Below are 18,829 nucleotides of genomic sequence, written 5' to 3'. Positions count from 1 at the left end.
AGAACTCATCTTGACTTTTTCTATTTCCTAAAACCTGCCTGCCGGCAGGAATGACTAAAATCCGTCCATATTTCGTTTCTTTTTTTATGCTTAGTCTGCTATGCCTTTCAAAAAGTGCCCCATCTGTTCAAATTTTATCTCATTTTCGGTTAAACACAAAAAATCAAGATGAGTTCATAAAGATAAAACTTATTGTACTAATTATCATGGTATTATTTCAATAATAATAACAAATTAACAGGAAATAAGCGTCATGATATATATCATTATAAACGTGACGTTCATTTACTAATTTTAGATGTATTAATTTATAAATTATAAAATCATGGGAGTATTAAAAGTCATTGAAATTTTAGGCAATTCACAAATCAATTTTGAAGATGCTATCAAAAACATTGTTGCTGAAGCCTCAAAAAGCGTCAAAGGAATTAAATCTGTTTATGTTAAGGACATGCAGGTTTGTGTAAAAGAAAATCAAATTACCGAATATAGGGTCAATGCCAAGGTAACATTTAGCGTACAAGATTAAGAGACTATCTAAGAGACTGTTTAAATTTTATCCTTTGGCTCTTTTATGTGCCTTTTTCCGTCATACTTTAGCTATTTTTCGGCCCATAGCTATGGCTATGAATCTCAAAATACCTTCATCTGACAAAAAAATACCCTATAAAACATTCCAAAAATAAAGTTTAAACAGTCTCTGTCAAAAATCCTTTTGTTCAAACCCTTTCTATGTTATACGCTCTGGAAAGGTTTTGTGTTAAAATGAATCGCAAAGTACAGTAGCTTTAAAATGAGTTCATGATATATATCATATAAAAAAATATGCTATTCTTTAATTTTGTATAAAGCAATACCATTAAAATGACATCTAAAAAGCACATGACCTTAAAATTTTATCAGAATTTGGGTAAATTATTTTATGCCATGGCTGCAGCTGACAACAAAGTTCATGAAGCAGAAATAAACAAACTCAAGGAGCTTGTTAAAAAAGAATGGCTGGATGTTGATGACATCGAAGACAAATTTGGAACGGATGCTGCCTACCAGATAGAAATTGTTTTTGATTGGTTATCCCAAACCCAGGATGTCGAACTTAATATTAAAGCCTGTTATGATGATTTTATAGCCTATAAAAAAGAGCAGAAACACCTTTTTACAAAAAATGTAAACCGATTGATTCTTAAAACGGCAAACGCTATTGCAGAAAGTTTTTCTGGAAAAAACAAATCGGAATTAATGCTTTTAGCTAAACTAAATATCGAATTAAATAAAAAATAACCATGAGCTATTATTTTAGTACAGTTATTAAAGGTGATTTTGATAACATCGTAGACAAAACAACAGCATTACTTCAAAAAGAGGGCTTTGGTGTGCTTACACAAATAGACCTCCAACAGACTTTAAAGAAAAAGCTGGATGTCGATTTTAATAGATATAAAATCCTTGGTGCTTGCAATCCGCAGTTCGCTTACAAAGCACTTCAAGTAGAAAATAAAGTTGGTACGATGTTGCCTTGTAATGTCATTGTACAAGAACTCAGCAATGGAACTATTGAGGTGGCGGTGGTCAATCCCATTCAATCCATGCAAGCGATAAAAAACCAAGCATTGAAAGCTATTGCCAATGAAGTTACGGACAAACTAAAGAATGTCATTAAAAACCTAAAAGATGAAAAGTAATTTTAGCAGTATTATCGATTCTAACATTCCAGTCCTTGTCGATTTTTTTGCCGATTGGTGTGGTCCATGCAAAATGTTGTCACCTATTTTAAAAGACGTGAAGACAGAACTTGGTGATAAAGTCAAAATTGTTAAGATTGATGTCGATAAAAATCAGACATTGGCTGCACAATACCAAGTGAGGGGTGTTCCTACCATCCTTTTGTTTAAGAACGGCAAACAATTATGGAGACAATCCGGTGTATTGCAGAAAAATGACATCATCAATATCATAAATAGTCATAGTTAATAACGTTCTTAAATAACCTGAGTTCAATATAAATTTTAACGAAGTTAGATGTTAGAAGGACAAAGTTTTGAGTTCAGAGTTAAGTTAAAAGTTTAGAGCTTGATGTATCGATGAAGTTTGTGATACACGATTCAACGATTACACGGTTAAACAATTAAAAATTATAGGGATGTTTATCAACCTGAATCAAGGATTTTGTAACGATATCGTTTTTTATTTATCAACTATTTAAATACCTGGATATCAGATTTCATTACATCGAACTCACGTTAAATAAGGAAGTAATTTATCATGATCAATATCATTTTATAATAGAAGTACAAATGCTAACTTAGGATTTATTATAAAATATTCAGTCATGAAAAAATTACTAATTATACTTCTTATCATTCCTGTTGTTGCGTATGCACAAATAACAGAGCAGTTAGATTTTATAGCACCTTTTAAAGATGACATAGCAGCTGTTAAAAAAGGTGATTCTTGGGGATTTATAAATGAAAAAGGCGCTATTGTTATAGATTTTCGAGATGATTTAGTTCTAACTGAAGTCGATGGTTATAAATACCCCGTTTTTAAAAATAACCGATGCCTAATTTCTGAAAACAAAAATGGCATTACATACTTTGGATACATTGATGAAACAGGTAAAACAGTAATTGCCCCCAAATTTTTAAATGCTTTGAACTTTAATAACAATAAAGCCATTGTATTAGATGTTATTAAGGAAAAACTAGGAACCAATAATGTCTTGGGTAAAAATGTCGTCAACTATAGATATTATGAAGTTGTTATAGATATTTATGGGAATATTGAACATTATTTAAACCCACAAGGAACCCATATCGTTTTAGACAAAAAATTTCTGAGAACACCACCACCAGAAATAACATCAAAAAGAATATCTGATTACTTGTATGCTGTTATCACTGAAAACAAGAAATGGAAAATAGTAGTAGTAAACAACTAAAAATCTATTTTCAATGAAAGCAAATCTTCATCTAGGCAGTATTTCAGGTATTAAAATAATAGTGCATTGGACATTCTTTTTTTTAATTGCCTGGATAGTTTTAAGCGAATTAAATCGTGGCGGTACTACCGAAAGTATTTCATTTAATGTGGCACTGGTATTGGCTGTTTTTGCATGTGTAGTTTTACATGAGTTTGGACATGCTTTAACCGCCAAACGCTTTGGTATAAATACTAGAAAAATAACATTACTCCCCATTGGTGGCATGGCGAGTTTAGAGCGCCTACCAGAATCACCAAAGCAAGAACTTTTGGTTACGCTGGCTGGACCTTTAGTAAATGTCTTTATTGCTATTTTTCTCTATTTTATTGTTCCTGTTGATATGTTTATGCACTTAAATTTAACAGAAACCTTTGAATCACTTACCAATTATACGTTTCAAAGTTTTTTATTTTATTTATATTTAGTCAATATTGGTTTGGTAGTTTTTAACCTGATTCCAGCATTTCCTATGGATGGAGGTCGCATCCTAAGAGCCCTTTTAGCTATGAAAACGAATCGTGTTAAAGCAACACAGATCGCATCGAGTATAGGGCAATTTATAGCCATACTTTTTTTATTTATAGGTTTATTATTCAATCCATTTTTAATCATTATTGCCTTTTTTATTTTTTTAGGTGCTTATGGTGAAAACCAAATAGTTCAACATCTGGAGTTACTTAAAGGACATAGTGTTGAAGAAGCTATGATCATTAACATGACTACTTTTAATCCAGACGATTCTATAGATTTGGTTGTAAACAAAATCATTTCAGGTACCGAAAATAATTTTGTCGTTATTAAAGACCATGAAATTAAAGGCATTTTATACCATAAAAATATCATTGAAAACTCCAATAAAAATATATTGGTAAAAGATATTATGGAAACAACTTTTAAAACCGTCAAAAATACTGATGATCTCAATGACATTTATCATATTGTTTTTTCTGAAAAAAAATCATTTATACCCGTTCTAAAAAAAGAAAAGCTTGTTGGTGTTATTGATGCCACAAACCTAAACGAATATATTTTATTACAAGCCAAATTATCTAGTTGATATGAACCGCATGCTATTCCTAAGTATTTTTTTTATCATATCGTCTTGTTCTAAAAAAAAGGACAGAATACTTCCTACAAAAAGACCTTTAACCGAGTCGGTATATTCTTCAGTAACCATTCAACCTGATAGCTTATACCAAGCTTATGCTATAGTTTCTGGTATTTTAGATGCTAATCTAGTTGAAGAAGGTGATGTCGTTTTAAAAGATCAAGCTATTATACAAATCATAAATAATACCCCTAAACTTAATGCACAAAATGCCAAATTGGCTTTGGAATTAGCTAAAGAGAATTACTATGGAACAGCGGCTGTTTTAAGCGGTATTCTAGATCAAATAAATGCTGCTAATCTTAAATTCAAGAACGATTCCATTAACTATTTCAGACAAAAAAACCTTTGGGAACAAAAGATTGGATCTAAATTAGAATACGACACCAAAAAACTGAATTACGAACTCTCAAAAAACAATCTGCTAACCCTTCAAAATAATTATGAGAGAACAAAAAACGAATTACAAACCACTGTAAAACAATCAGAAAACAAGTATCAAACAGCATTGATAAGTACTAAGGATTTTACGGTAAAAAGTAAGATTGATGGTAAAGTATATGCACTTTACAAAGAACCTGGTGAAATAGTAAATACCATGGAACCTCTTGCCGCTATTGGTAGCGCTTCTAATTTTATTATTGAAATGTTAGTAGATGAAGTGGATATTGTAAACATTAAACTAAATCAAGACGTTTTAATTCATTTAGACGCCTATAATAGTAACGTTTTTAAAGGAAAAGTCTCAAAGATATATCCCAAAAAAGATGAGCGCAATCAAACCTTTAAAGTTGAAGCAGGATTTGATAAGCAGCCTGAGGTTTTATATCCAGGACTTTCTGGGGAAGCCAGCATCATTATAGCCACAAAAGAACAGGTATTGACCATCCCAAAAGATTATTTGATAGAAGGCGATAAAGTGGAGACAGACAAAGGTATTGTAAAAGTTAAAACAGGTTTACATAGCATGGAATATATAGAGATTACCGATGGGATTACCGAAAACACCCATATCTATAAACCAACACAATAATGAACTGGAAGGTTATTCTAAATATTGCCAAAACCCACTTGATAACCAAGATCAGACAAACTTCCATTGCTGCATTGGGCGTTACTTTTGGTATTGGTTCCTATATTACTTTAGTTTGTTTTATGACTGGTTTGAATAACATGCTAGATGATTTGATATTGAATCAAACACCACATATTCATATTTATAACGAGATTAAGCCTTCCAAGAAACAGCCATTGGATCTTTATGACAAATTCGATAATAGTTTTAATGTGGTGCATTCCATAAAACCTAAGTTAAGTCAAAAAAAGATTCACAATGCATTACCAATCATTCAGTATTTAGAAGACGATCCAAATGTTAGAGGTGCACTTCCACAGATTAAAACCTCCATCTTTTATATGGCAGGTTCCATCGAAATTGGTGGCAACCTCACAGGCATTCATGTCATGGACGAAGCCAATCTATTCAATTTGAAAGATTATATTGTAGAAGGTTCACCCGAAGCCTTGGACATCACCGATAATGGGATTTTACTTGGAATTGGTATAGCTGAAAAGATGTCGCTATCCGTTGGCGATCGCGTTCAGATAAACACTATTAATGGCGATGCATTTCCATTAAAAATAGTTGGATTTTATCAAAGTGGTATTGCTGATATTGATGCCATCCAAAGTTTCGCCAATCTCAAAACTGTTCAACGCATTTTGGGTGAAGCTGAGAATTACATCACAGACATCCATGTTAAATTAAAAGATATAGATTTGGCATTTCCAATGTCAAAAAAAATTGAACAACAATTCAACTTAACAGCAGTGGATATTAAAACGGCAAATGCACAATTTGAAACAGGAACTACCATTAGAAACCTTATTACCTATGCGGTTTCCATAACCTTGCTTATCGTTGCTGGATTTGGTATTTATAATATTTTAAATATGCTTATTTACGAAAAAATGAATGACATTGCCATCTTGAAAGCCACCGGTTTTTCGGGAAAAGATGTACAGTATATCTTTATGAGCCAAGCGATGATTATTGGGTTTTTAGGTGGCATTTTAGGACTGCTTATTGGCTACGGACTGGCAAATTTAATTGACTCCCTTCCTTTTAAAACAGCCGCATTACCAACGGTTACTACCTATCCCGTAAATATCAATCCACTATTCTTTATAATCGGTTTTTCATTTGCAATGGTTTCCACATTTTTGGCTGGTTACCTTCCTTCAAAAAAAGCCAAGAAAATAGATCCAGTAACCATCATAAGAGGGCAGTAAATGCGTGTACGGATTCTATGAAAACAGCTATACTTGGATTGATTTTAGCATAAAAAACAGGCGTTCCAATATTTAAAATTATGATAACATCATTACATATAAAATAACCAAAATCATATAGTAGTCGTTGGTTGTTATTGAACATAAAGAGAATATGGTACTATTAATGTGTTATTCTTTACAGATACATATTGAACTCATCTTGACTTTTTCTATTTCCTAAAACCTGCCTGCCGGCAGACAGGAATGGCTAAAATTTATCCATATTTCGTTACTTTTTTTATGCATAGCGATGCTATGTCTTGCTAAAAGTGCCTTATCTGTACAAATTTTATCTCATTTTCGGTTAAAAATAAAAAGTCAAGATGAGTTCATTGAAAACTGATGGTTATCATTGTACAAATTCTCTTTTGTTAAGATATTTAGAGACTGTCAAAATTTTGTTTTTGGAATATTTTATAGTGTATTTTTTCGTCAGACAGGGCCGAGCGTATAAAAAAGGTCTGGGAGACCTTTTTAGCGAAGGAGCCAGGCTGCCGCGAGGGAGAGGTACATAGCTACGGATCGAAAAATAGCTAAAGTATAACGGAAAAGGCACACAAAAGTACCTGAGGATAAAACTTAGACAGTCTCTAAATAACATCATAAATCTAATAATCATGAAAAACAAGGAGATTCATTTTGTGGATAAAGTCATAGACGCACTTAGAAAATCGGCTAAGGAATTAGAGGAATTTCAAGTGAAAGCTGCTTTAGGAAAGGCTGAAGCTCATGACAAGTATGAAGAGGTTAAAAAGAAATTTAATCAATTTATACATGACAGCGAATTTAAAATCAAAGGAGTAAAAGAAAAAATTGATGAGCTCCATACCAAATTTGATGAACTTCGCGTACAATTGGCTTTAGGAAAGGCAGAGACTAAAGACGTTTTTAAAAAACAAAAAAAGCAATTGCTTTCAACAATACATGACATTGAAGTTAAAATTAAAACCAACGAAACTTTAAATAGAATGTATGCATTAACGCTTATTGAAATAGAACAATTTAAAATTCAGCTAGAGATTTTAGAACAAAAATTTAATAAAGATAAGTCTGAAACTAAAGATTCATTTGAAAAAAGTAAAAAAGACTTTAACTCTTTTATTGATAAATTTAAAGCTAAGTATACTAAGAAAAAAGAAGAAACCAAACTGGAGCATTTTCAGAATGAAATATCTGAAGCTTTCGACCATTTTAAAAGAGCATTTTCTAAACCCTAAGCCGTTATACTTTTAGATAAAAAGAGCAATATTTATTGTTCTTTTTTTTTGTATTAAATGAGGATAACCTACACATAGTTCAATAATCATAATCACCTTTCTTTATATTTGATAGCATGCCAAACCCTAAAATTACTGCTATTATAAAACTAGAAATACCTAACATTGAAATGCCTTTCCAAAGGGGTTGAATTTCAAATATTACAAACAAGGACGCTCCAACTATGAGAGCCACCATAATAAAAGCCGTAATTAATTGCTTTGTAATTCTTTGAAGCGTATGAACCATGGGATCTATACCTTTATGGGTTAAATCTACTTTTATTTGACCAGAGTTTATTTTGCGTATAGCATTCTTTAAATCTAATGGAAACTCTTCCATATAATCTGCTAGCTCTACAATTGAATTAACAATTTTTTTTCCAATTATTAATGGGCTGTATTTTTTTGTAGCACTATCTTTTAAATAGGGTTTAACGATTTCAAATTGCTCTAAATCAGGATCCAACTTTTCAATAACCCCTTCAATGGTAACTAAAGATCTTGCAAAAAGAAAAAAATAAGTAGGGACTTTTAAACCATGGGTAATTATAATATCCTTGATTTCCAATAAAATAGTACTCATTTCATTTTCATGCAAATCTCTTACATAATATTTCTCTACAAATTCATTAATGTCAAACTCTAAATCCCTCCTATTTAAAATCGGCGCATTATTTGAAAGTTGTTGCAAGGCTCTAATTATTTTTTTAACATCTTTATTGGTAATAGCTAAAAACAGCTTTCCAAAAATCGATATATCTCTGGGTAACATACTTCCCATCATACCAAAATCCAGATAACAAATACGATTATTGGGCAATACCAGCAAATTTCCAGGATGAGGATCGGCATGAAAGAAACCATATTCAAAAATTTGTTTAAAATAGCTAATAGCCAATCTTCTAGCAATAACTTTGGTGTCTATTTGTTTTGATTTCAGCTCTTCAATTCTATCGATTTTAATTCCTGAAATAAACTCTAACGCTAAAACTTTTGTTGTAGTAAATTCTTGATATACTCTAGGTGCTTGAGCAAATTGTTCGAAAGAACCATCTTTTTCCAAATTATTATAAAATCGTTGTACATTAATGGATTCATGTATAAAATCTAATTCCTTTAATATAGAAGCCTCAAAATTTTTAACTAACCCAACAGGGTCAAAGCTTTTTAGAGACGGTATTCTTTTTTCTAAAAGGTGGGCAATTCTATACATAACTTTAATATCCTCAATAATAATATCGTAAATTCCAGCACGTTGTATTTTTAAAGCGACCCGTTTTCCAGAATGCAATGTTACTTTATGTACCTGAGCCATAGATGCCGATGCAAAAGGGGTTGGTTCAAACCAAGCAAATAGGTTTTCTACTTTATCTTTTAATTCTATTTCAACGACAGCTTTAGCTGCACTTTCAGACATTGGTGGTACATTATCTTGAAGTTTTTCCAACTCAAAAGTTAATTCTAATGGCACTAAATCCGGTCTGTTGCTTAAAATTTGACCGAATTTCACGAAAGTCGGACCTAGTTCTTCGCAAACCAATCTCATTTTTGCCCATTTGCTATACTTTTCTACACGTTTTTTTGTGGAATTTGGAATTATTTTTTGGATGTATGTATAGTGCTTGTTTTCCTCAAGATATTGCACCAAATCCTCAAAGCCATATTTTATTAAGACTCTTAGAATTTGGTTATATCTTGAGATAGATTTAAACCATTTTATAATATCAATTATAAGCCCCATTTTGTTTTGCTTCCAATTTATTGAGTCTTGCTTCCAACAATGCTACAGAATTCTCCAGCTTTCCTATTTTTTCATTTAAAGCTTTAATTTCGTCCAGATGAGCTACATTTATTTTTTTATAAAACTTAATAACCAACTCTTCTATTTTCTCATCTAGTTCTTCTTTTAGCTCATGGGCTTTTAAAATAATTTTATCCATAAACTCTAATTCGTTTCCATTTTCGTCTAATTGCGATTCGGACATTGCTTTATTGATATTTTCCTTACTTTTTTCTGAAAATTCATTTATTTTTTCCAAAAAGTGAGTGTCTCTTGCTAAAACATAAATGCTAGAACTTAATGTGAGCAACTCCAAAATTGTTTTAGTTTTCATCTGTTTATATTTATTGATTTTTAATTGTCGGATGGAACATCCTTTATAATCATTCTTGTATGTGTGAATACTATTCTCATGATTATTCCATATATTTTTTTAGCGGTAATATGGCAATTTCATAACCTTATAATTTATCCTAAACAGTACTAAAGGTATCAACTAATGGGATTATTTAACATGATTTAAATCATGTTAGATATGGCATTAATACTTTAATTTTAAGTTATTTAGAAACAACAACAATTAATTATAAAACCTATGAAATCCGATTCAATAACAACTGTAATGACCAAGGATGTGGTTTCTGTTTCTCCAGAGCAAAATATTTTAGATGTGAAGCATATTTATGAGAAAAAAAGATGGCATCATCACATTCCTGTTTTAGAAAATGAAAAACTGGTGGGCATGGTCAGTCTAATAGACTTTATGTACAATATCGTTGGAGCTGGGATTAATGACGACCATGAGATTTATAAAAAACTAAAAGTCAGAGACATAATGACCCAAAAACCATTTTATTTAACTACTAGTGCGAAAGTTGAGGATGTCGCAAAAGTTTTGTCTGCTCAATATTATCATGCTGTTCCTATTTTAGAGAATGATAAATTAGTGGGTATTGTTTCTACTGCCGATATTATTAATTATTATTTAAATAAAACATCATAATATCTCAAGAATGACGCTAATAAATTCCTGAAATTTTCAACGATATTCAGTAGGACTGATAATTATCATTTCATTTTTTAAAGAACCATATTTCTAACATAAAGATTATGAAAACCACTCTATATATACAAAATTTGAAATGTAGTGATTGTGTATCAACTATTATAAATAGGCTTTCTGCACTAAAACATATTACTAACATAGCAATCAAACTACAATATGCCACTGTTACATTTGAATATGAAACCAAAGCAGATATTGAAGAAGTAAAACGCCTATTATCTAAAATTGGATATCCGCCATTTGGCGAAAAAAATAGTTTAAATAAAAAAGCAAAATCGTATATGAACTGTGTTACAGGCAGAATTAAAAAATTAAAACCCCAATAATGGCCTTGGGGTCAATAAAAAATACTGCCATAGATTCATATTTCTGAGTTTAAACAAAACAGCAGTATTACCAATGGTTACTATATATCCCGTAAACATCAATCTACTATTTTTTATAATCGGTTTTTCATTTGCAATGATTTCCATATTTTTGGTTGGTTACCTTCCTTCCAAAAAAGCCAAGAAAATAGATCCAGTAACCATCATAAGAGGACAATAAAATGGCACATATATTAGAAGCAAAACATATCAACAAATACTTTAGGAAGCCTGTGGAATTTCAGGTTCTTAATGATATTAGTTTTGAAATTGAAGCTGGCGAATTTGTTTCCATTATGGGCAAATCTGGTTGTGGGAAATCAACATTATTATATATTCTTTCTACAATGGATACAGACTATGAAGGCGAATTATACTTGAACAGTGAATTAATAACCGGTCAAAGTCGTGATAAATTATCATACATACGCAATAAACATATTGGTTTTGTATTTCAGTTTCATTATTTGCTATCAGAATTTTCGGTGTTGGAAAATGTGATGTTGCCTGCAAAGAAATTGGCAGAAAAGACACATCAGGAAATTGAACATGATGCCATGGAAAAATTGGGCATATTAAATATTGAAAAATTAGCACATAAGAAAGCTTCACAGATTTCTGGTGGTGAAAAACAACGGGTCGCTATTGCTAGAGCTTTGATCAACAATCCAACAATTATTATGGGCGATGAACCTACCGGGAATCTAGATAGTCATAATTCAGAAAATGTTTTTAGCATCTTCAAGAAATTGAGTGAAGAAGTAGGCTTATCTCTATTGATTGTTACACATGATGAGGATTTTGCCAAACGCACCAATAGAATCATCACAATGGAGGATGGCAAAATAATTTCTTAAGCTGTTTTTTAAACCTTTAGATGATATTCGTCATTGATAATACATGCGATATAGTCTATCTTAGAAGAAGTTTACAAAAATAAGGTCATGGATAATTTCAGATACAGACCAAAAGATAATTTTATTCAAGAAGCTAGTTTGGATGACCTTTTGGCGCTCACAAAAAACTGGGAAAGTGATTTAATATTTTATAATAATGATTTGAAATTTCTTCAACAGTTGATAGAGGTCCATTTTGTAAAATTGTTATTATATGAAGGAACTAACGAATTTAGGGATTTACAAAATGACATTCAGATATCTATTATACAATGTGAAATTTTACTCAAACAGACGCCAGTTTTTACCAAACACCTGACACATCTAATTGATGAACCTCACAAATATGATACACATATATTAAGGAATAACTATGAACTCTTTGAAGATGATTGCACACAGTATATAGAAACAGTAAAAATAATCAGGTTATTGGCTTTTTCTATGTTAAAAAACATTTTGGAAGAAGAAAAGTCACAATATTTCTGGAAATTCAATTAACATGGAAAAATCAAATCATATCATTGAAGAAATTACAAAATTGACAAATACCATAAAATTTGATTACCCAGAACTCTATGTTTTTTTGGAAGAACTTCCTGTTACCATAACATCACCAAACCATCCACAAATTACAGACACCGTTATGCAAGATTATCTTGACAGTCTAAAACAACTTATTACACATTATAGTAAAACATAAAAAAACAACTAAATGGCTTTCATTGACTATTATAAAATTTTAGGGTTACCAAAAACAGCTTCTGAACAAGATATTAAAAAGGCCTATCGCAAATTAGCGCGCAAATACCATCCTGATTTAAACCCAAATGATAAAGAGGCAGAACGAAAATTTAAGGAAGTTAACGAAGCTAACGAGGTATTAAGTAATGCTGAAAATCGTAAAAAATATGACGATTACGGAGAACATTGGCAACATAGTGAAGCTTACGAACAAACAAGACAACGGCAGCAGCAAAGACCCCAGTATCAAACGAGAGGTGGTTTTTCTGAAAGCGATTTTGGAGGCAGTGATTTTTCGGATTTTTTTGAGAGTATGTTTGGGTCCCAAAGAGGAAATAGAGGACAAATTAAGTTTAAGGGGCAGGATTTTAATGCAGAACTCCATCTCAATTTAAAAGATGTTTATACCTCACATAAACGAACTTTAACCGTTAATAACAAACACATCCGAATAACAATTCCTGCTGGAGTAGAAAATGGTCAGGTTATAAAAATAAAAGGACACGGTGGTCCCGGTGTCAATGGTGGACCCAATGGAGACTTATATATTCAATTTACGATACAAAACAATACGCCTTTTAAAAGAAATAAAGATAATCTTTATACAACCGTCGATTTAGATTTATACAAAGCCATTTTAGGAGGAGAGATGATGGTGAATACTTTTGATGGCAAAGTTAAACTCATTATAAAACCAGAAACAAAAAACGGCACACAAGTAAAACTGACAGGTAAAGGGTTTCCTAAATATAGAAATGAAGGTCAATTTGGAGATTTATACATCACGTTCAATATTACTATACCAACAAAGCTTTCGGTTAGAGAAAAAGAATTATTTTATGAATTGGCTAAATTGAGAGCATAATGGACACTAAAAATTTTATATCGATTAAACAAATTTGTGAGTGCTATAACGTACCTGAATCGTTCATCAATTCATTACATGACTATGAACTAATTGAGATAGTAACCATAAAAGAAATACAACATATAAACACAACACAAATTAACGTTATTGAAAAACTCATAACATTTCATTATGATTTGAATATCAATATTGAAGGTATTCATGTCGTTTCAAATTTACTCAACACCATTGATAGTTTACAAAGTGAACTTAAAGAATTAAAAAATAGACTCAATCTTTATGAACCTCCCTCTAATTAGCGTCTTCGCTGTTCATTAATATGATATTTATCATTTCAATCTTGTTGCAATGCTCTTATTTTTATTGAAAACATTTCCGACGAAACAAAAATCAAACAATTAAATTTCCAATGATGTTTACATTCAAAAATTTCAATATTGCAGATTGGTTTTCCTTTTACAGGATATTGGCAATTCCCTTATTGATTTTGTTGATTATTTTGGATGAGCGTTTAATTTTCACATGGTTTCTTTTGGTAAGTTATCTCACAGATGCCATTGATGGTTATTTGGCAAGAAAGCTTAAAATTACTAGTGCTAGAGGTTCCCAACTTGATTCTTTTGGAGACCAGTTGACTTTAATTATGGGCTTAATCGGTCTTTCTTATTTTGAAACGGAATTTATCAAATCAAATATCATTGCTATAATCATTGTCCTGATACCGTATTTTGCTCAAATGGTACTTGCCTACTATAAATACGGAAAAGCCACTGCATTCCATACCTATTTAGCAAAATCATCTGCTGTGCTACAAAGTATATTTGTTATTTGGGCACTCTTTTTTGAACCTAATTATGTACTATTCTATGTAATGATAGTTTTTGGTCTATTAGAAACTATCGAAGAAATCACATTGATTTTTATGTATGATGAGTGGGTTTCGGATGTTAAAGGGCTTTATTGGGCTTTAAAAGATGAACGTCGACTTCATAAAAAAAGATCCTAAATAATATCAAGATGCGCAGCTATTCCTTATTTACAATTTTCTTGTTGTGCGTAGCAATTCTAATCATTGATATATTAACCTTTTATTGGCTTCAATCCATTACACGATTACTTGAACCATCCCTAAAAACCATTATTCATGCTCTATTTTGGATTTTTACCATTGGTCTTGTCAGTGCTATTTTAATACTGAAAATTAAACTTGATGACATCGATCCAAGACGAAAACAATTACTTATCTCTTCAATGTATGGCCTTACTGTGTCTTCATTCATACCCAAAATAATTTTTATTATTGTTATTTCCCTACTATTTTATATGAATGTTATTTTTTCAGAAAAAGAATCCCTTGTGGTCATTCCTCTTGTAGGTCTTTTTTCTGGATTTTTACCTTTTTTTGTCATTGTTTACGCTATATTTAAAGCCATCTACCGTTTTAAAATCTATCGGCATACCTTAGAATTCGAACAACTTCCTTCATCATTTAACGGATTGAAAATTGTACATATTTCCGATCTGCATTTAGGAAGCTTTAATTATCGTTTCAAAATTATGAACCGAGCCATAAAACTAATCAATGACATAGAACCAGACTTGATTTTTTTTACAGGGGATTTGGTGAATAATTATGCTTGGGAACTACGGGGATGGCAACGGGTTTTTATCAAACTAAAAGCCAATATGGGTAAATATGCCGTATTAGGAAATCATGATTACGGAGATTACAGCAAATGGAAAACTGAAAGCGACAAAAAGGAAAACCATGATGCCATTAAACAATTTTATAAGGACATTGATTTTAAACTACTTCTCAATGAATCGGATATCATTAAAAAGGATCATGGAGACATTGCCATAGTAGGTGTTGAAAATTGGGGACATCCACCATTTAAACAATATGGAGACCTAACTAAAGCCTTAGAAAAAACTACTGAAGTGTCTTTTAAAATCTTGCTGTCCCACGACCCAACGCTTTGGAATGAAGCGGTAATAAACAAAACTGATATCCCATTGACCCTTTCTGGACACACACACGGCATGCAGGCCGCTATAAAAATTAAAGGGCTACAATGGAGTCCCATTAAATATAAATATCGGCATTGGGCTGGTATGTATAGAATTAATGACCAATACTTAAACGTGAACCGTGGGCTGGGATGGTTGGGGTTTCCGGGGCGATTGGGTATGCGACCAGAAATTACTTTTTTAAAATTAATAAGTCATAATAAGAATCACTGATATTTATCATTGCCTTCTTAAATATGACTTTATATTTTTATGCAAACAAAATATCAAACGGTATAACTCTAATTTTCGGACTGACCATCCTATTACTTGCGCAATACCCAAAGAATGGCTAGAATATTTTTTAGTTTACGTCTGGGAAAACTGAAAACCTTAAAGATGATAGAAAACATCTATAAATAGTAACATCATGTTTATAAATTTAGAAGATAAGGAAATCAAGTTCATTTTAGAAAATAATTATATTGGGTATTTAGGCTATATCTATAGAAACAGACCTTATATTGTACCCATCACTTATTATTTTAACAAAGAAAATAACACCATTACTTGTTATTCAGGTGAAGGGCATAAAATAAATGCCATGCGTAAAAATAATGCTGTCTCATTACAAGTAGCATCAATTAACTCTATTACTAACTGGAAATCTGTGTTAGTACGCGGAACTTTCGAACAGCTTTTTGGTAGCAACGCTAAAGCTTATCTCCATAAATTTTCATTAGGGGTAAAAGACGTTATCATGAAGCAAGAACATAGAACTGTTAATTTTATAAGTGAGTTTTCCAGTAAAATCTATAATGATGACATCCCTACTGTATTCATCATAAAAATTGAAGAATTCACTGGAAAAAAAAGACACACCATCCATGCTTAATCTATTGATTTTTAATGATTTGAATTATTTGTAAGAATACTTTGCATGTTGGTATATCTTTTTAAGAGCCTGAACAACCTTTTTAATTTATAATATCATGCGTTTGATATTTGCTATATTGATTACAGCCCACGGACTCATACACTTTATGGGGTTTGCAAAAGCTTTTGAATTTGCAGATAGCAATCAATTAGAACAAAACATTTCTAAAACAATAGGATTGCTTTGGCTTTTTACAGCAATGCTATTGCTCATTGCCGTCATTTTATACCTAAAAAAAGACCAATGGTATTATATTGCTGTTCTGACAATTGTTCTCTCACAAATTCTAATTATCATGTCTTGGAAGGACGCAAAATTTGGTACCGTTGTCAATGTTATTCTTCTTCTAGTAAGCATTTCAGCTTATGGCAAATATGAATTTAACAAAAAAGTTTATAATGAAACCAAATCACTATTAAAAGGCGTTATAATTGAACCCGATGCTATTATCACAAAGAAAGATGTAAAGTACTTACCTGAAATAGTTCAAAAATGGGTAAAAAATTCAGGTACTATTGGTAAACATAAAATTGTTTCCGTACAGTTGAAACAAAAAGGAGAAATGAAAACCAAGCCTGGCGGTAAATGGATGCCTTTTGAAGCAGAACAGCATATTAATGTAATCAATCCCAGTTTTGTTTGGTCAACAGAGGTTCATGTTATGCCAATGATCCAAATGATTGGTAGGGATAAATTCGCAAATGGCGAAGGCGAGATACTAATCAAATTTGCATCCTTTATTCCAGCTGTAAACGTAGGCAAAAATGAAAAAATAAACCAAGCAGCCATGTTAAGATATATGGCAGAGATCGTCTGGTATCCAACAGCAGCATTAAATCCATATATGTCGTGGGAATCCATTGATAGTGCCTCTGTTAAAGCAACATTTACAATAAATAACAAGCATGTTGTTGGGGTTTTTAAATTTTCTTCTAAAGGTGACTTTATGTCTTTTAAAGCCAAACGCTATTATGAAACAGGAGATGATGCGACTTTAGAAACATGGTATGTGGAATCAAAATCTTTCAAGGAATTTAATGGTGTAAGGATACCAAATAAATACCAAGTCATTTGGAAACTAAAAGAAGGGGATTTCAATTGGTTGAACTTTGAAATTACATATTTAAAATACAATGTGAAATATATAAATAATGGGCATGAAAATCAATAAAGAATGGCATCTCACACATAAAATGCCAAAAAACCCAACAATTGAGCAACGCATCCATTGGCACTTAGAGCACTTAAAAAATTGCCAGTGCAGAACTGATATTCCTGAAAAGTTAAAAACTGAAATTAAGAAAAGAGGAATTAAGACATAATGAAATCTGATAGATTGTTATGGCTCGAAAATACTTTAATTCCACAAAAGACAATTTTGATATTTTCTTGCCTAATTGGTTAGCTAAGTATAACAAACTTAATGAACTCATCTTGACTTTTTTTGATCGCTGTGAGCATACATTTACCTGTCGATAAACAGATAACTTAATTACTTTTAGTCTTTCTCTCTTCTCTCTCCAATTTTCTAAAATATCCTCTAGTCAAAAAATTGTGTTTTAAAGCTTCCATATTCTGGTTAAACTTGTCTGTACCCTCATTCACGTTTTTTAGAGTAGATTTTAAACTATTAACCAAGGATGTGTCTTTCATGATGTAATTAAAGGTTCCTTCACTGGTATTGATATTTTCAATAATGGTATTTACCTTTTCCATCGCATTTTCCATTTTAATACTTGACGTTTCGAGGTTGCTCAATGTCATTTTTAACCTATTGCCCGAAATGGTGTCGTTTAGCAATAATCCCAAAAAAGACGTATCATCCCTTTTGACTGATTCAACAAGATCATCTAATTCAACTAATATGTTTGAAGCATCTTGACTCATTACCTTAATATTTCTAACGGCTTGTTTTAAATCATAAGACATGATGGTATCATTGAGAACCGCAGCCAATATACCCTTACCATTGTTGATGGAGTTGGTTATTTTCAACAAATCTTCTGTCAAGACTTCAGTGTTTTTGATGGTAACGCTCAAATTACTCAACAAATCATCGGGTCCTATTTTACTAAATGATTTTATGACATCACCATTTTCAATGATGTCCGCCATCCCATCTCTGGGTAAAATATTAATAATCATATTTCCCACCAAACCATCAGAACCAATAGTGGCCACAGCATTTTTTCTAATATACTTTACGATATTTTCCTCAATGCCCATCTCAACTTTAACAATAGAATCATTGACCATCTCAATAGTTTTTACGGTTCCTATATTGATTCCGGAATAACGTACATTATTACCTTTTTGCAAGCCATTTACGTTTTGGAATTCCGCACTAATGACAAAGGTTTTTTTAAACATATTTTGTTGCTGACCTATCAAATAAATGCCCACAACAAACAATAGCGTGCCAATGATTACAAATAGACCTAATCGTATTTTTTGTGAGTTTGTATTTTTCATGACATGAGAT

Annotated in this window: 24 protein-coding genes; 21 read left to right on the top strand and 3 right to left on the bottom strand. The window is 31.7% G+C overall.

Going from position 1 to position 18,829, the window contains the following annotated elements; all coding sequences use genetic code 11:
* Positions 1-325: 325 nt before the first annotated feature.
* From ACGLWY_RS16575 to ACGLWY_RS16535, 9 genes are all read left to right on the top strand, one after another.
* A complete protein-coding gene (locus ACGLWY_RS16575) occupies positions 326-529 on the top strand; it encodes a dodecin family protein (RefSeq protein ID WP_396620789.1) in 204 nt (67 codons plus the stop codon).
* Positions 530-882: 353 nt separating this feature from the next.
* Positions 883-1,281, top strand: a complete 399-nt coding sequence (locus ACGLWY_RS16570) for a hypothetical protein (RefSeq protein ID WP_396620788.1) — start codon at positions 883-885, stop codon at positions 1,279-1,281.
* Between the two features lie 2 nt (positions 1,282-1,283).
* A complete protein-coding gene (locus tag ACGLWY_RS16565) occupies positions 1,284-1,682 on the top strand; it encodes a DUF302 domain-containing protein (RefSeq protein WP_396620787.1) in 399 nt (132 codons plus the stop codon).
* The gene (gene trxA, locus ACGLWY_RS16560; protein WP_396620786.1) at positions 1,672-1,971 is read left to right on the top strand and encodes a thioredoxin; all 300 of its coding nucleotides are present in this window, start codon (positions 1,672-1,674) and stop codon (positions 1,969-1,971) included. The genes ACGLWY_RS16565 and trxA overlap by 11 nt, the downstream gene beginning before the upstream one ends.
* A 358-nt stretch (positions 1,972-2,329) precedes the next feature.
* Positions 2,330-2,938, top strand: coding sequence for a WG repeat-containing protein (locus tag ACGLWY_RS16555; protein WP_396620785.1), 609 nt, complete (start codon positions 2,330-2,332; stop codon positions 2,936-2,938).
* 13 nt (positions 2,939-2,951) lie between these two features.
* Positions 2,952-4,037 (top strand): site-2 protease family protein, encoded by a 1,086-nt coding sequence (locus ACGLWY_RS16550; protein ID WP_396620784.1) that lies wholly within the window; start codon positions 2,952-2,954, stop codon positions 4,035-4,037.
* 10 nt (positions 4,038-4,047) lie between these two features.
* Complete coding sequence (locus tag ACGLWY_RS16545; protein WP_396620783.1) at positions 4,048-5,121, top strand: efflux RND transporter periplasmic adaptor subunit; 1,074 nt, start codon at positions 4,048-4,050, stop codon at positions 5,119-5,121.
* The gene (locus ACGLWY_RS16540; protein WP_396620844.1) at positions 5,118-6,380 is read left to right on the top strand and encodes an ABC transporter permease; all 1,263 of its coding nucleotides are present in this window, start codon (positions 5,118-5,120) and stop codon (positions 6,378-6,380) included. The genes ACGLWY_RS16545 and ACGLWY_RS16540 overlap by 4 nt, the downstream gene beginning before the upstream one ends.
* A 659-nt stretch (positions 6,381-7,039) precedes the next feature.
* Positions 7,040-7,639: a hypothetical protein gene (locus tag ACGLWY_RS16535; RefSeq protein WP_396620782.1), complete on the top strand. Its 600-nt coding sequence runs from the start codon at positions 7,040-7,042 to the stop codon at positions 7,637-7,639.
* A 79-nt stretch (positions 7,640-7,718) separates the two neighbouring features.
* Here ACGLWY_RS16535 and ACGLWY_RS16530 read toward each other — a convergent pair whose 3' ends face one another.
* The gene (locus ACGLWY_RS16530) at positions 7,719-9,422 is read right to left on the bottom strand and encodes an ABC1 kinase family protein (protein ID WP_396620781.1); all 1,704 of its coding nucleotides are present in this window, start codon (positions 9,420-9,422) and stop codon (positions 7,719-7,721) included.
* Positions 9,406-9,795 (bottom strand): hypothetical protein, encoded by a 390-nt coding sequence (locus ACGLWY_RS16525; protein ID WP_396620780.1) that lies wholly within the window; start codon positions 9,793-9,795, stop codon positions 9,406-9,408. The genes ACGLWY_RS16530 and ACGLWY_RS16525 overlap by 17 nt, the downstream gene beginning before the upstream one ends.
* 261 nt (positions 9,796-10,056) lie before the next feature.
* On the opposite strand from ACGLWY_RS16525, the gene ACGLWY_RS16520 reads away from it, so the two are divergent.
* From ACGLWY_RS16520 to ACGLWY_RS16465, 12 genes are all read left to right on the top strand, one after another.
* Positions 10,057-10,464 carry an HPP family protein gene (locus ACGLWY_RS16520; RefSeq protein WP_396620779.1) on the top strand — a complete coding sequence of 136 codons (408 nt, stop codon included), beginning with the start codon at positions 10,057-10,059 and terminating at the stop codon, positions 10,462-10,464.
* A gap of 107 nt (positions 10,465-10,571) precedes the next feature.
* On the top strand, positions 10,572-10,853 hold the full coding sequence (locus ACGLWY_RS16515) for a heavy-metal-associated domain-containing protein (protein ID WP_396620778.1): 282 nt from the start codon (positions 10,572-10,574) through the stop codon (positions 10,851-10,853).
* Between the two features lie 221 nt (positions 10,854-11,074).
* A complete protein-coding gene (locus tag ACGLWY_RS16510; RefSeq protein WP_396620777.1) occupies positions 11,075-11,749 on the top strand; it encodes an ABC transporter ATP-binding protein in 675 nt (224 codons plus the stop codon).
* 87 nt (positions 11,750-11,836) lie between these two features.
* Positions 11,837-12,289, top strand: coding sequence for a hypothetical protein (locus ACGLWY_RS16505; RefSeq protein WP_396620776.1), 453 nt, complete (start codon positions 11,837-11,839; stop codon positions 12,287-12,289).
* 1 nt (position 12,290) lies between these two features.
* Positions 12,291-12,491, top strand: a complete 201-nt coding sequence (locus tag ACGLWY_RS16500; protein WP_396620775.1) for a hypothetical protein — start codon at positions 12,291-12,293, stop codon at positions 12,489-12,491.
* Between the two features lie 12 nt (positions 12,492-12,503).
* Positions 12,504-13,397, top strand: coding sequence for a DnaJ C-terminal domain-containing protein (locus ACGLWY_RS16495; protein ID WP_396620774.1), 894 nt, complete (start codon positions 12,504-12,506; stop codon positions 13,395-13,397).
* On the top strand, positions 13,397-13,699 hold the full coding sequence (locus ACGLWY_RS16490) for a chaperone modulator CbpM (protein WP_396620773.1): 303 nt from the start codon (positions 13,397-13,399) through the stop codon (positions 13,697-13,699). The genes ACGLWY_RS16495 and ACGLWY_RS16490 overlap by 1 nt, the downstream gene beginning before the upstream one ends.
* Positions 13,700-13,809: 110 nt before the next feature.
* Positions 13,810-14,406 carry a CDP-alcohol phosphatidyltransferase family protein gene (locus ACGLWY_RS16485; protein ID WP_396620772.1) on the top strand — a complete coding sequence of 199 codons (597 nt, stop codon included), beginning with the start codon at positions 13,810-13,812 and terminating at the stop codon, positions 14,404-14,406.
* 11 nt (positions 14,407-14,417) lie between these two features.
* Positions 14,418-15,644: a metallophosphoesterase gene (locus ACGLWY_RS16480; protein WP_396620771.1), complete on the top strand. Its 1,227-nt coding sequence runs from the start codon at positions 14,418-14,420 to the stop codon at positions 15,642-15,644.
* Positions 15,645-15,840: 196 nt separating this feature from the next.
* Positions 15,841-16,305: a pyridoxamine 5'-phosphate oxidase family protein gene (locus ACGLWY_RS16475; RefSeq protein WP_396620770.1), complete on the top strand. Its 465-nt coding sequence runs from the start codon at positions 15,841-15,843 to the stop codon at positions 16,303-16,305.
* Between the two features lie 97 nt (positions 16,306-16,402).
* Complete coding sequence (locus ACGLWY_RS16470; RefSeq protein ID WP_396620769.1) at positions 16,403-17,518, top strand: DUF6544 family protein; 1,116 nt, start codon at positions 16,403-16,405, stop codon at positions 17,516-17,518.
* Positions 17,505-17,669 carry a hypothetical protein gene (locus ACGLWY_RS16465; protein WP_396620768.1) on the top strand — a complete coding sequence of 55 codons (165 nt, stop codon included), beginning with the start codon at positions 17,505-17,507 and terminating at the stop codon, positions 17,667-17,669. The genes ACGLWY_RS16470 and ACGLWY_RS16465 overlap by 14 nt, the downstream gene beginning before the upstream one ends.
* Before the next feature lie 166 nt (positions 17,670-17,835).
* On the opposite strand, the gene ACGLWY_RS16460 is transcribed toward ACGLWY_RS16465, so the two are convergent.
* Positions 17,836-18,819, bottom strand: a complete 984-nt coding sequence (locus ACGLWY_RS16460; RefSeq protein ID WP_396620767.1) for an MlaD family protein — start codon at positions 18,817-18,819, stop codon at positions 17,836-17,838.
* Between the last annotated feature and the right edge of the window lie 10 nt (positions 18,820-18,829).

This window comes from Mariniflexile sp. HMF6888 (genome assembly GCF_044335535.1).
Classification (GTDB): domain Bacteria; phylum Bacteroidota; class Bacteroidia; order Flavobacteriales; family Flavobacteriaceae; genus Mariniflexile.
The sequence above is the reverse complement of the archived record's forward strand: the minus strand, read 5'-3'. Positions and strand labels throughout refer to the sequence as shown.

What these genes read in the sequence shown, in the direction of transcription:
- ACGLWY_RS16565 (WP_396620787.1), top strand. Translation starts at nt 1,284, where the DNA reads ATGAGCTATTATTTTAGTACAGTTATTAAAGGTGATTTTGATAACATC.
- ACGLWY_RS16505 (WP_396620776.1), top strand. Translation starts at nt 11,837, where the DNA reads ATGGATAATTTCAGATACAGACCAAAAGATAATTTTATTCAAGAAGCT.
- ACGLWY_RS16470 (WP_396620769.1), top strand. Translation starts at nt 16,403, where the DNA reads ATGCGTTTGATATTTGCTATATTGATTACAGCCCACGGACTCATACAC.
- ACGLWY_RS16525 (WP_396620780.1), bottom strand. Translation starts at nt 9,795, where the DNA reads ATGAAAACTAAAACAATTTTGGAGTTGCTCACATTAAGTTCTAGCATT.
- ACGLWY_RS16460 (WP_396620767.1), bottom strand. Translation starts at nt 18,819, where the DNA reads ATGAAAAATACAAACTCACAAAAAATACGATTAGGTCTATTTGTAATC.
- ACGLWY_RS16495 (WP_396620774.1), top strand. Translation starts at nt 12,504, where the DNA reads ATGGCTTTCATTGACTATTATAAAATTTTAGGGTTACCAAAAACAGCT.
- ACGLWY_RS16500 (WP_396620775.1), top strand. Translation starts at nt 12,291, where the DNA reads ATGGAAAAATCAAATCATATCATTGAAGAAATTACAAAATTGACAAAT.
- ACGLWY_RS16575 (WP_396620789.1), top strand. Translation starts at nt 326, where the DNA reads ATGGGAGTATTAAAAGTCATTGAAATTTTAGGCAATTCACAAATCAAT.
- trxA (WP_396620786.1), top strand. Translation starts at nt 1,672, where the DNA reads ATGAAAAGTAATTTTAGCAGTATTATCGATTCTAACATTCCAGTCCTT.
- ACGLWY_RS16535 (WP_396620782.1), top strand. Translation starts at nt 7,040, where the DNA reads ATGAAAAACAAGGAGATTCATTTTGTGGATAAAGTCATAGACGCACTT.
- ACGLWY_RS16570 (WP_396620788.1), top strand. Translation starts at nt 883, where the DNA reads ATGACCTTAAAATTTTATCAGAATTTGGGTAAATTATTTTATGCCATG.
- ACGLWY_RS16510 (WP_396620777.1), top strand. Translation starts at nt 11,075, where the DNA reads ATGGCACATATATTAGAAGCAAAACATATCAACAAATACTTTAGGAAG.
- ACGLWY_RS16530 (WP_396620781.1), bottom strand. Translation starts at nt 9,422, where the DNA reads ATGGGGCTTATAATTGATATTATAAAATGGTTTAAATCTATCTCAAGA.
- ACGLWY_RS16550 (WP_396620784.1), top strand. Translation starts at nt 2,952, where the DNA reads ATGAAAGCAAATCTTCATCTAGGCAGTATTTCAGGTATTAAAATAATA.
- ACGLWY_RS16465 (WP_396620768.1), top strand. Translation starts at nt 17,505, where the DNA reads ATGAAAATCAATAAAGAATGGCATCTCACACATAAAATGCCAAAAAAC.
- ACGLWY_RS16485 (WP_396620772.1), top strand. Translation starts at nt 13,810, where the DNA reads ATGATGTTTACATTCAAAAATTTCAATATTGCAGATTGGTTTTCCTTT.
- ACGLWY_RS16520 (WP_396620779.1), top strand. Translation starts at nt 10,057, where the DNA reads ATGAAATCCGATTCAATAACAACTGTAATGACCAAGGATGTGGTTTCT.
- ACGLWY_RS16475 (WP_396620770.1), top strand. Translation starts at nt 15,841, where the DNA reads ATGTTTATAAATTTAGAAGATAAGGAAATCAAGTTCATTTTAGAAAAT.
- ACGLWY_RS16490 (WP_396620773.1), top strand. Translation starts at nt 13,397, where the DNA reads ATGGACACTAAAAATTTTATATCGATTAAACAAATTTGTGAGTGCTAT.
- ACGLWY_RS16515 (WP_396620778.1), top strand. Translation starts at nt 10,572, where the DNA reads ATGAAAACCACTCTATATATACAAAATTTGAAATGTAGTGATTGTGTA.
- ACGLWY_RS16480 (WP_396620771.1), top strand. Translation starts at nt 14,418, where the DNA reads ATGCGCAGCTATTCCTTATTTACAATTTTCTTGTTGTGCGTAGCAATT.
- ACGLWY_RS16555 (WP_396620785.1), top strand. Translation starts at nt 2,330, where the DNA reads ATGAAAAAATTACTAATTATACTTCTTATCATTCCTGTTGTTGCGTAT.
- ACGLWY_RS16545 (WP_396620783.1), top strand. Translation starts at nt 4,048, where the DNA reads ATGCTATTCCTAAGTATTTTTTTTATCATATCGTCTTGTTCTAAAAAA.